This is a genomic window from Bacteroides sp. 41_26, assembly GCF_949740115.1.
GTDB classification, from domain to species: Bacteria; Bacteroidota; Bacteroidia; order Bacteroidales; family Bacteroidaceae; genus Bacteroides; species Bacteroides nordii.
Window position 1 is genome coordinate 1 of the sequence record NZ_CATJGZ010000041.1, and the last position, 12,068, is coordinate 12,068.

General features: G+C 43.2%; 7 protein-coding genes. 1 reads left to right on the top strand and 6 read right to left on the bottom strand.

Annotation, left to right across the window (positions count from 1 at the left end; translation table 11 throughout):
* Positions 1 to 482: 482 nt before the first annotated feature.
* From QX565_RS01450 to QX565_RS01475, 6 genes are all read right to left on the bottom strand, one after another.
* Positions 483 to 1,754, bottom strand: a complete 1,272-nt coding sequence (locus QX565_RS01450; RefSeq protein ID WP_289290847.1) for a TolC family protein — start codon at positions 1,752 to 1,754, stop codon at positions 483 to 485.
* Positions 1,755 to 1,846: 92 nt separating this feature from the next.
* The gene (locus tag QX565_RS01455; protein ID WP_289290849.1) at positions 1,847 to 4,879 is read right to left on the bottom strand and encodes an efflux RND transporter permease subunit; all 3,033 of its coding nucleotides are present in this window, start codon (positions 4,877 to 4,879) and stop codon (positions 1,847 to 1,849) included.
* Between the two features lie 141 nt (positions 4,880 to 5,020).
* On the bottom strand, positions 5,021 to 6,079 hold the full coding sequence (locus QX565_RS01460) for an efflux RND transporter periplasmic adaptor subunit (RefSeq protein ID WP_195349078.1): 1,059 nt from the start codon (positions 6,077 to 6,079) through the stop codon (positions 5,021 to 5,023).
* A 128-nt stretch (positions 6,080 to 6,207) separates the two neighbouring features.
* Complete coding sequence (locus QX565_RS01465) at positions 6,208 to 8,514, bottom strand: family 65 glycosyl hydrolase domain-containing protein (protein WP_289290850.1); 2,307 nt, start codon at positions 8,512 to 8,514, stop codon at positions 6,208 to 6,210.
* A 145-nt stretch (positions 8,515 to 8,659) separates the two neighbouring features.
* Entirely contained in the window at positions 8,660 to 9,973 is a 1,314-nt protein-coding gene (locus QX565_RS01470) for an SLC45 family MFS transporter (protein WP_025867027.1), read from the bottom strand.
* Between the two features lie 186 nt (positions 9,974 to 10,159).
* On the bottom strand, positions 10,160 to 11,170 hold the full coding sequence (locus QX565_RS01475) for a LacI family DNA-binding transcriptional regulator (RefSeq protein ID WP_007486243.1): 1,011 nt from the start codon (positions 11,168 to 11,170) through the stop codon (positions 10,160 to 10,162).
* Positions 11,171 to 11,552: 382 nt separating this feature from the next.
* Between QX565_RS01475 and QX565_RS01480 the strand changes: the two genes are divergently transcribed.
* Positions 11,553 to 11,879 (top strand): cupin domain-containing protein, encoded by a 327-nt coding sequence (locus QX565_RS01480; protein WP_025867028.1) that lies wholly within the window; start codon positions 11,553 to 11,555, stop codon positions 11,877 to 11,879.
* Positions 11,880 to 12,068: the final 189 nt, after the last annotated feature.

The following is a 12,068-nucleotide window of genomic DNA, read 5'->3' on the forward strand; positions in this document are numbered from 1 at the left end:
AAAGGCTGAAAGCAGGATGGGATGAAAAATACCTGTCAACACTTTTACAGGACAGCGCATTTTAATGCGTCGGCCCTGCACCGAGGCTTTATACGTTACTCTACGAGAGGGGGCTTTGTCAATACCGGAGAAAGAGACTGATGACAATGACAAACACCATTAAGTTCAAAATAGATCGGAAATGAGTAAAACCCACCACAGAGTAACACAGAGTTCCACAGAGTTTAAATCTTTATTGAAACGCGGATTAACACATATAAACACAGATTAAAAGACTGTATTTCTTTATCTTATATTTGTTTCCCTTTGCGAAAATCTGCGTTAATCCGCGTTTCAATAAAGATTTAAACTCTGTGGAACTCCGTGTTACTCTGTGGTGAAATACATTCAAAACCATACAGAAATGAATCGAACTTGCACAGAATTTTTTATCTGCGTTACAATTAGCCATCACCCGGCGTACTCACCGTGCAGGAAGCATTTTAATAGCTTGTCACCTTCTGGTATTCGGCTACTGCCATTTTAGCGGCAAGGTGTGCATTAATAAGATTTGAGTGTGCCTGCGTCCATGAAAGCTGGGCCGAAAGTACATCTACCATACTCGCTTTCCCTTCATTATAAGAGAAGGTGGCCAGACTGAGATTTTCTTCTGCCAAATCCATTGTTTCTTGTGCAGTAGTCACTTGATGTTCCGTTTCCGTTAGTTTGGTAAGAGCGGCTGAGAGTTCTTCGCTGATATTATCTGTCACATAACTTTGCTGTAACTTCTGGATACCAATATAGGCTTTCTGCTGACGGTTCGTTTTGAAGCGTGCCCCCCAACGGAAAATAGGAATGTTTACGTTTAATCCCAAGATCGGAGTGAAAGCAACATCATAGCCCATGTTGGGAGATGCAGTAGCCCATCCTCCGGATAGAAATAGGTTTACTTGCGGGTTGTACTGACTAAGGGCAGCCTTTCGTTGTGCTTCGCTTTTTTCTATGTTGATTTCCGTACTGGCATAGTCGGCACGGCGTTGCAGTACATCGTCCAGGCTAAGGAGTGTAACCGCTTCGCACGGTATCCCAATTTCATACAGACTGTCTACGGGAGTATTGGGACTTTCTCCCATCAGTATATTCAGTTTTTGTAAAGCCAACGTATAGTTCTGGCGTGCTTTGATGTATTGCAGTTCCGCTTCTTTTTTGCGGGTAGAAATCATCAGCAGATCTGTACGGCTTATCATTCCGTCGTCAAAACGGTCTTGAATAATATTGAATTGTTGCTGCACAATGTCCTCATATTGTTTGGCGGACAGGAGCATGGCATGGGCGGCAGAAGCATTCCAGTATACTGCATCACTTTGATAATGGATCTGATCGAGGGTGAGTTCCGTACTGAGTCGGTCCAGTTTCTCGTCTGCCTGGGCCACCTTGTTTTGGGCTTGCAGGGAACCACCGGCATAGAGAGGCTGAGCAACAACAAACGCCCCCTGATAGGTATAATTACGATATTGTCCGGCAGGACCATCCCAGGCATCCATTTCTTTGAGATTCAATGTACCTTCTCCAGTAATATCTATCTGCGGTAGGAATCCGGTGAAGGCAATTTTGCGTCCTTCGGTACTTGCCATACTTTTCAGTTTCTGTTGTTTTAACACCTGACTGTAGTTCTCTACCCGGTTACGATAGGCTTCGCGGGTGAGTTGTGCCGGTTGTGCCAGGAGGTTCAATCCGGAGCACAACCATGCGAATAGTATTATCTGAGTTTTCATTGTCATTATTTTAATCGTTTTAATGATGATGATGATGCACTATGTGCGTCCGGCAACTTTGCGAGTACAAAGTTAATCCTATTTCACCAATCTTATCCTTTAATTTTTAGTATCGTACAATAAGCTACCGGAAGTACAAACAATGTCAGTGCCGATGCTACCAGTAAGCCACCCATAATGGTTGCTGCCATACCGCCAAACATAGCGTCAAACAATAGTGGGAGCATACCCAGAATAGTGGTTCCCGAGGCCATTGCTACCGGAACAATACGGCTAACAGTTGCACTAACTACAGCATCAAGTGGGGTTTTACCCGAACGGGTTTCAATGTCTATCTGATCTACCAGTACAATTGCATTTTTGATATTCATACCAATCAACCCTAACAGACCAAGAACGGCAAAGAAGTCGAACGATTTGCCCAATACGAGTAAACCCAATACAATGCCGATAAAGATGAGCGGCAACATCAGCAGAATAACAATCGGTTTGCGATAGGTTTTAAACAGCAGCAGTAATACGGTAAACATTAAGAAAAATGTCAACGGCATGTTTGCTGCCAGTGCTTCGTTGGATTCTACCTGACTCTCTTGTTCACCAAAATACTTCATGGTATATCCTTCCGGTACTTGTATTTCCTTTTGCACTTGAGACCATACCTGGTTGAAGGCAGTAATGGCATTCACTCCGCGACGTGGATCACACTGTGCCATCATCACCATCTGGCGATTGTAGTCTTTTACATTCGAGAAGCGATATTGGAAATCAAACTCCGATACTACCTGTTCGAGACTGGTGGTTTCTGTGCCTGTACCGAATACGGGTAACGTGCGGAGATCATTGATTTTGAATGAATCCACGGTATTTCCTTTTAGTAAAATAGGGAGTACCTGATCACCTTTGCGGTATTCGCCTAAGGGCATGCCGTTCGTCCCGATCTGGATACTTTGTGCCATTCCCTGGCGGGATACACCGAGTGGTTGGGCACGTTCCTGGCTATATATCGGTTTCCATACCGGAATCTTATTCCCCCAGGAGTTACGTATATTGATCAGATCGGGGTTACGGTGCATTATTTCCAGCGCTTTATTGGTGAGCATTACCAACGTATCGACATTGTTGCCGATAAAACCAATTTCAATGGCGGCATCCACAGGCGGTGATAGTTTGAAGAGGCTGGTGCGGGTGATGGCATTCGGATAGTTTGCCTTCATGTATGCATCGAAATTCTCTTCCTGCTCTTTGGTGTATTTGCTGTCTTTAAGTTCTACCAGTATATTACAGAAGTTAGGTTTGGGTCCTACAGAAGTAGATGCCAGGTAGTAACGCAGCGGGGTACTACCGAAGGTGATGGATACTTTGTCTACTTCTGGTTGTGCCAACAGGTGTGCTTCAACCGTTTTCATCTCTTGGGCTACTTCATTGATACTGTAACCATCGGGGTAGAAGACGTCTGCCCGGTAATAAGGTTTATCAAGAGATGGGAAGAAGTTTTGAGGCATCATTCCCATTATCACTAAGGAGATTACGAAAAGAGCAATTACTGCACTTAGTGTCAATGCTTTTTTTCGTATCAGCACATGCAGGATAGAAGCAAATTTGTGATAGAACGGCTTATCGTACGGATCTTTTGCTCCGTTGGCAGGCTTTGCTTTCAAAATGAAATTACCGAATGTAGTGGTTTGTGTCAGTGCCAATACCCAACTGAGTCCGAGTGATATGGCAAGAACCACAAACAACGGTTTCACGATTTCTGCAACGGCGGAAGGTGCCAGATACAAAGGTAAGAAAGAACAGACGGCGATGAACGTAGCGCCTAATAGCCCCCATTGTGGTCCGGTAGCCCCGTTAATCAGTGCTTTGCGCCGGTCCATACCTCGTGCAATAGCTATCTGGGCATTGTCAGTTACTACAATGGCATTGTCTACCAGCATACCCATGGCTATGATAAATCCTGCTAATGAGGTACGGTTTAGTCCTACTCCCAGGAAAGACATGATAAGCATTGTACCGCCGATAGAAAAGATCAGTGATGAACCGATAAGTAGTCCGGCACGAAGCCCCATTACCAGCATGATGATGATGATAACGATAAGGATAGATTCTACCAGGTTGATAATAAATCCGTTGTTGGCCTCTTTGGCGATCACATTTTCCAGATAGAGTGGCTCCAGTTGCATTCCTACAGGTATGAGTGGCAGGAGTTCGGCAAGCTTGGCATCTACCATTTCGCCTGTTTGTACCACATCACGCTGCGGGTCGGTAGATACACCGATACCGATAGCGCGTTTTCCATTGACGCGCATAATGGTAGAGGCCGGATCCATATATCCACTTTCGATGACGGCAATATCACCCAGTTTTACTTGTCCGGCTTTAGTGGTGATCACCTGATTGCGTATATCGTCGACGGTGGTGTACATTCCGTTTGCTACAACCCGTAGTTGCTGTTCACCGGCACTGATTTCTCCAGTATTGATAATCTGGTTTTGTGATTGCAGTAAGGATGCAAGTTGTTTGGGATCGATACCCATTCCCACCAGTTTGTTTACGGAAATGAAGATATTGACAACTTCCGTTTGTACACCGAACAGAGCAACTTTCATTACTCCATCAGCAGTGACTACCTGCGTTTTGATTCGTTCGGCCCAGTCGCGCATCTCTTCATAGCTGAACCCGTCATCGGCGGTCAGCCCGTAGTAAATGCCGAATACGTCTCCAAAGTCATCCGATACAGTAGGTACGGATGATCCGCTGGGAAGTTGAGGCTGTATATTGAGTACTTTGCGTCTCAGTTCGTCCCATTTTTGTGGGATGGAAGAGGCGGACAGGGAGGGTTGCAGTTCAAAAGTGATCTTTGAAAGACCATACATAGATTCGGACTTTATCTTATATACTCCGCTCATACTTTGTATTTCGCGTGAGATAGGTTCTGTGATGAGCCGTTCCACTTCTGCAGGTTCAGCTCCCGGATAGCGCGTCATGATGACGGCTGATTTGATGACAAACGGTGCATCTTCTTTCTTTCCCAAATTGCTAAAGGAGAAAATACCTCCAAGTAGCAATACAGCAAGGAAAAAATAGATGACTTTGGTGTTGTCTAATGAATATTTGGCTAAATTCATGAAAGTAGTGTTTAGTAAATTAGTGATTAGTGAGTAGTGATTAACGATTAGTGAGTAGTGATTAGTGATTAACGATTAGTGAGTGATAAGTGCTGGATGGTTAGTAAGACTATAATGCCGCATGGCACTAATCACTAATCACTAATCACTACTCACTACTCTAATCCTCTCTCCCTCTACGAGCTGGTTAACTCCTGCGGTGATTATCTTTTCTCCGGCTTTCAGCCCTTTGGTGATGAATGCCTGTGCATCTCCGGTAGGAGACATGACGCTTACTTCGCGACGGTTTACTTTGTTGTCGTTTACTACCCATACATACATCTGTTTTCCATTGCCTTCACTAAACAGGGCGCTCAAGGGGATTACAGTCATACTTTCTTCCAGGAACGGACCTACATTGGCAGAGAAGCGGATGCTACACGTGAATCCCGGTTTTACGTCGTACAGTGCACGGTTAAATGCCGGATCGTCAATCGTGATTGTCACAGGAATACCTGTTCCGTCAGTTGATATATCCAGATATTCCTCTAATTTAGCATTGAATTTCTGTCCTTTATATGTATCGAATTCTACGCGGAATTTCTGATCGCTGGAACGCAACAGATAGAGGTAAGCATCTGGAATGGTGAATTTGATACGTAGCTTTTTGGTATTTACCAGTTGGACGATACCTTCACCGGCATTGACGCGCTGGTAATTTTCTACCAGTCGTGTTTCGATAGATCCATCGAAAGGAGCGGTCAACTTGGTATCGCGCATATTGTTGGAGGATAATTCGAAAGCTGATTTGGCCCGTTGGTAGTTTGATAAACTGATTTCGTACTCTTGTACAGAGATAGCCTGCCGTGCCAGCAAACGTTTGTTACGTTCTACCTGAGCGGCAGCTGTTTCATAAGAAGATTTGTCTGCAGCATATTGCAAGGCGATGTCTCTGGGATCAATGGCAGCTATCAGCTGTCCTTTTTTCACTTTCTCTCCTTCGATGACCGGTAGGTTGATAATCTGTCCGCTCACGCGGAAAGCAAGCTTTACATAGTCTACTGCTTCTACAATTCCCGAAAAATCTTTGTTGATTTCCGATCGTGATTCTACTATTGCTGTCTTTACAGGCCGGATTGTAGTGCCGTTGTCTTCTTGTTTCTGTCCGCATGCAGCCAGAAGAAGGGCCGCAGTCAAAGCGATTACATAGTTTTTTTTCATACTCCCTTGGTTGGTTAAAGTCGTTTAAACAGGGGAGCGTGAGTAGTGATTAGTGAGTAAGTGATGAGGGATTAGTACCATGCGGTATGTAGCGCAGCTATTAATCACTGATCACTAATCGTTAACCACTACTCACTAATCACTTTCACATCTCCTCTGGTGACATGATAAACAACTTTATGGATAAGGATGTTCAGTTCATCCCCTTCTATCATCGAGATTTTTATTTCCTCTTTTCCTATCTCTATCTGTAGAGTACATTGGCGGAAGTGGATTTTGAAGGTGTATTTATTCCATTTTTCAGGGATGACAGGATTGAAGCAGAGCATGTCGTCTTTTATTTGCATTCCTGCAAACCCATGAACGATGGCAAGCCAGCTACCTGCCATACTTGTGATATGTAACCCCTGGTCCAGTTCATTGTTATAATCGTCCAGATCTAATCGGGTGGCATGGAGAAAAAGGTTATATGCTTTTGTTATGTCGCCTATTCGGGAGGCGAGGATGGAATGTACATAAGGAGAGAGTGAAGACTCGTGTACCGTTCGTGGTTCGTAGAACCGAAAATTACGTCGCACGGTTTCATCATCGAAGTTAGAATAATAAAGGTAAAGCCCCAATAGTACATCGCTTTGTTTGATGTAGCACGAACGCAGAATACGGTCCCACGACCAATGTTGATTAATGGGAAGTTCTTCTGTAGGGATGTCGTCTATTGTTTTCAGTTCCTTGTCCAGATAACCGTCGTTTTGCACAAATATTCCCAGTTCCCGGTCCTCGGGGAGGTACATGTTATCTATAATTTTTTGCCAGAGAGTCGTTTCCGGATATTGGAAACCGGTAACTCTGCGGATGCGTGCATATTCTTCCGGATATTGATGGGTTACTAATTCTATGGTTTCAATAGTGGCTTTTAGTGTTTGTACACAAGAGTAATTGGTATACCAGTTATTGTCTACATTATTTTCATATTCGTTGGGCCCTGTTACTCCCAGTATCACATATTTTTGTTTAGGTTGTGAGAAAGAGACGCGCTGGCCCCAAAAGCGCGAGATGGCTATCATCATCTCCAACCCATATCGGGCTATGAAATCAGTATGTCCCGTCATCGTTACATATTGCACTATTTCGTGCACGATGATATTATTGCGATGTATCTCTTCAAAGGTGATCTCCCATTCGTTATGGCACTCATCTCCATTGAATGTCACCATAGGGTAGAGGGCTGCTCCGTCTTTAAAGCCTAATTTCCGGGCATTGTCAATAGCTTTCGGCAGTTGATTATAGCGATAGAGCAGCAGATTCTTGGCAGTCTCTTTCGGACTGGACAGTAAGAAGAACGGTACGCAGCAAAGTTCTGTGTTCCATTGGGTGTTACCTCCGTATTTCTCGCCTGTAAATCCTTTCGGACCGATGTTGAGACGCGGATCGTCTCCACGGTAGCTTTGACTGAGCTGGAAAATATTGAAACGGATGCCTTGCTGTGCTTCCGGATCGCCTTCAATGGTGACATCTGTCTCATCCCAGATATGCTGCCATACATTTTGGTGGTCTTGCAGGAGTTTTTCCCATCCCTGTGCCTTGGCTTCTTTACTCTCTGCCACAGCGTGTTCTACGAGTTCCTGCCGGTCATAGTAGAGTGAGGAGAGGATAGTGGTATATTTGATAAGTGTAATTCGTTCACCCGGTTTGACGTCGGCACCGGCACTGAATCCGGTGAGTTTCTCTTTCTCTATTTTGATAGGACTGATGCTTAGCTCTTTACTGTTTTTGAAAACCTGATAAGTCATAGCGCAACACACTTGTGAGTCCTCTCGTTTGGTTTGTGTCCATAGATAAGCATATTCATTGGTGGTTTCGGCACGCAGTATATTCCACATCTTTTCGTTGAAGTTGGAGTTTTCGTGTTTCACATCTCCGTTAATGTAAGGGACAACGGAGATTTTACCTTCGTAATTGACAGAGGTTACGCTGTATTTAATGAGACACAAGTTCTGATGGGCCATGCTGTTGATATGTTCCACATGTATTTTCAGTGTATTCCCTTTGGGGGAAGTGACTTCAAAGTCGCGATAAGATATGCCCTTTTTCATGTCCAGCCGTCGTTCAAAGCTATCCACATCCCATTGGGCCAGATCTACTTCTTCATCAATGAGGCGCAGATGGATACCACTCCAGTTGGGAGCATTCGGTATACGTGAAAAGAAGTGGGGATATCCGTTTTTCCACCAACCAACGCGTGTACGGTCCAGAAAACTGATACCTGCCACATAGGAGCCTTGCAGACTGTCGCTGCTATAAGTTTCTTCAAAATTGCCTCGTTGCCCTAACCGTCCGTTGCCCAGGCTGAATATACTTTCTGATGCCCGAAGGTTATCTGCATGAAAACCTTCTTCTATAATGTTCCACTCGTCTGTCTTGAGGAATTTTTTCATAGCTATCTTCTTTATCATGTGTTTAATTGCGCAGAAAGATAGTGAAAAAAGTTGAAAGTTGAAAGTTGGGAGTTGAAAGTTAGCTGCACTGCCACGCTGTATAGCAACTTTTAACTTTCAACTCTCAACTACAACAGAGATGTTTTCAGTTTTTCGTTGAAAATGTCTCTGTTATGAAGTGTACACAAACAGCTCCTATAATTAATAGAACACCTGCCAATACAAGCATGTTGACCTGCTGACCACCTACCAGATGAAGTAATCCGCCGCCAATGATGGCAGCAACAATCTGGGGGATACAGATTGTCCCGTTGAATAATCCTAAGTATGCACCCATGTTCTTGCCCGATATTGAGTTGGTCAGGATGGTAAAAGGCATTGCCAGCATAGCTGCCCATGCGCAACCTATCAATAGATAGGAGATGAATAACAGATACTGGTTATCGAAGAACAAAGTAGAGATAAAGCCGATCCCACCTAACACAAGGCTCATTGAGTAAGCCAGTTTCCGGGCTTTGAACATAGGAAGGATAATTGCCCATATAACAGAACCAATGGCTTGTACGGCAAAGAGTACACCTACCCAGTTGCCTGCTTCCTGATATCCTGAAGCCTGTACGTCTGTTGTATTCCATACGGTTTCTGCGATGGCTCCGTTGGTATAAGTCCACATATACATAAATGCTGCCCAGCAGAAAAACTGTACCAGGCCGACTGTCCAGAATACTTTAGGTGCATGTTTCAGCAGATAGAAGAAATTTGTCTTTTCTTTCTTTTCGGCAGCGGTGATGCCATGGAACTCTTCAAACTCTTTGGGCGGCATTTCTTTTACCTTCAAAGTAGTGTAAATCACACAAAGAATGAGAATGGCTGCTCCAATATAGAAAGAATAGATTACAGAATCGGGGACGGTTCCTTTATCGGCAATGTTACTGATACCTATCCAAGTGAAAATAAACGGGAACAGGTAACCTACCAGACTTCCGGCATTGCAGAGGAAACTCTGGATGGAGTAGGCAAGCCCTTTTTGTTTTTCGTTCACCATGTCACCCACAAGCATCTTGAAAGGCTGCATAGCCATGTTGATAGATGTGTCGAGAAACATGAGTGACACAAGTCCGAATATCATAGCTGTACTGACTACCATGCCGAAACTTCCGGCATTGGGCAATAGGCACATAACCAATACAGCAACCAGTGAACCAACAAACAGATAGGGAATACGTCGTCCGAATCGTGTCCATGTTTTGTCACTGGCCGAACCAATGATGGGCTGTACAATAATTCCTGCCAATGGCGGTAATATCCAGAAATAACTCAAACTATGCGGATCGGCACCCAATGTGGCAAAGATACGGCTGATGTTAGCACTTTGCAGTGCATAGGCTATTTGTACGCCGAAAAAGCCAAAGCTGATATTCCACAGCTTCCAAAAACTCAGATCAGGTTTTACTTTCATGGTAATTAATAATGTGCCAATATGCCAATGTAGTAATATACCAATTGGGTGGCACTCGTTTTTTTAATTGGTTAATTATTTAGTTTCATTCTTTTTCCATTCAGTTTTAAATACAGCTCGCCACAGGTTTTCACAGATTTCTCACTGTAATCATCGCCTGGCGTACCTCCCCGTGCGGGAAGCACCTTATTTCGTTGTTCCTCTTACTACCAGGTTGGTTCTTACAATTTTGTTTGCACTTTTGGTATTGGGGTTCTCTTCTATTTTATCGATCAGGATATGTATGGCACTTTTTCCTACTTCCTCACCGTGCTGTTCTACCGTTGTTAGTTTAGGATCGGTACTTTGCGCAATTGCTCCGTCGGTAAATCCACAGATGGATACTTCATCCGGTACTTTCAGTCCCACCAGTTTGCAGGAGTATAGAATGCCCGAAGCAGTTTCGTCATTAATGGCGAAAAATCCATCCGGGCGGTCTTCTCTTTCCAGTATATCGGGGGTAATGGCAATGGCTTGTTCGCGGGTATCACAAAGTTTTATCATGCTCTCGTCCACAGGTATTTTATACTTTTTCATGGCATCCAGATAACCGTTTCTCCGGTTTTTTGAAATTTCGAGGTGGGGTGCAGCGCTATAAAAAAAGATGCGTTTGCAGCCTGTTTGTATCATATACTCCACAGCAGAAAATGAACCTGCGTAATCATCCACTACCACCCGTTCGGTATTAATACCCGTACAGATACGGTCATAAAAGACGATTGGAATATTATTGTCGAGTAATTCCTGATAATGATCATATTGAGAAGTATCTTTGGCGAGTGACGCAATAACACCACAAACCCGGGCTGCCTGAAAAGAGTGAACAATCTTAACCTCTTGCTCATATTTCTCGTTGCTTTGTGCTACAAGAATGTTGTATCCGGCCTGAGATGCCGTTTCCTCAATGCCACTCAATACACATGAAAAGAAATGATGTACCAGTTGCGGGATAATCACACCAATAGTATTGGAACGGCTGGTTCGGAGGTTTAGGGCCAGTGCATTTGGTTTATAATTATGTTCGCGTGCGTATGTATGTACAGCGTTTCGGGTTTCCTGGCTGATGTCCGGATTATCCTTCAGTGCCCTTGAGACAGTGGAAGGGGATACTCCCAATTCACGGGCTATGTCTTTGATGGTAATTTGCGGTTTGCTCATAGATTTCTATTAGTTTCAGCCAAAGGTACTTATCTTTGTCTTTATATGCAAAAATAAGAGAATTGGAAGGAAGAATTTTAAAGAATCTTCCGTTTCTGTATCAGAATTAAGTGCAAACGTTTGCATACTCTGCCGGATTGAAGATATAAATTTTATCTGAAATAGGGTATGTGCTTTTGTTGTTTTAGGTGCCCCCGACCTTCTTAATTGTATAAATACGTATTTAACTGTTACTTAAAATGCATATTAACAGTGTGTTAAAATGCATAGTTTGACCTTATAAAATACGTATTTTAATAATGTAGATTTACTAATGTTTTTTAAGAACAATCCTGTTTTCATAATCGTTTTATATTTGACATTAATAAAAATAAAATTGAATATGGAACAGTCATTTAAAAAAGGAGTTGTGCTCAATCTGGCTTCATTGGTAGAATATTCTGAAGGAGGAGTTATTAGTAAGCAGCTAATAAAAAGTCCGGCTGGAAATGTAACATTGTTTTCTTTTGATAAAGGAGAAGGACTCAGTGAACACCGTGCCCCGTTCGATGCTATTGTCCAGGTGCTGGAAGGTGTGGTAGATATTGTGTTGGATGGAAAAACATTTACCTTAAAAGCAGGAGAAAGCATTGTGTTTCCGGCTAATGCTCCACATGCTTTAACTGCTGTAGAAAAGTTTAAAATGTTACTGACTATGATGAAGGGATAAATACTCCCTGCCTCATGTAGGTAAAGAGTACCTGTGTATCATGTACAATAGTATATCTTTGTTTGTCTTAAATTGAATATTTATAAATAAACACAGTACAAAGATATCTTATTAAGAAAGTACTTTTATACGCGTACCTTGACTATATGCTTCTTTGGGGCTTTGCAATGCAAACGATTGCGTAGTTGC

Bases quoted from the DNA above. Each gene is read 5' to 3' on its own strand.
- QX565_RS01450 (WP_289290847.1), bottom strand. From the start codon at position 1,754: ATGAAAACTCAGATAATACTATTCGCATGGTTGTGCTCCGGATTGAAC.
- QX565_RS01455 (WP_289290849.1), bottom strand. From the start codon at position 4,879: ATGAATTTAGCCAAATATTCATTAGACAACACCAAAGTCATCTATTTT.
- QX565_RS01460 (WP_195349078.1), bottom strand. From the start codon at position 6,079: ATGAAAAAAAACTATGTAATCGCTTTGACTGCGGCCCTTCTTCTGGCT.
- QX565_RS01465 (WP_289290850.1), bottom strand. From the start codon at position 8,514: ATGAAAAAATTCCTCAAGACAGACGAGTGGAACATTATAGAAGAAGGT.
- QX565_RS01470 (WP_025867027.1), bottom strand. From the start codon at position 9,973: ATGAAAGTAAAACCTGATCTGAGTTTTTGGAAGCTGTGGAATATCAGC.
- QX565_RS01475 (WP_007486243.1), bottom strand. From the start codon at position 11,170: ATGAGCAAACCGCAAATTACCATCAAAGACATAGCCCGTGAATTGGGA.
- QX565_RS01480 (WP_025867028.1), top strand. From the start codon at position 11,553: ATGGAACAGTCATTTAAAAAAGGAGTTGTGCTCAATCTGGCTTCATTG.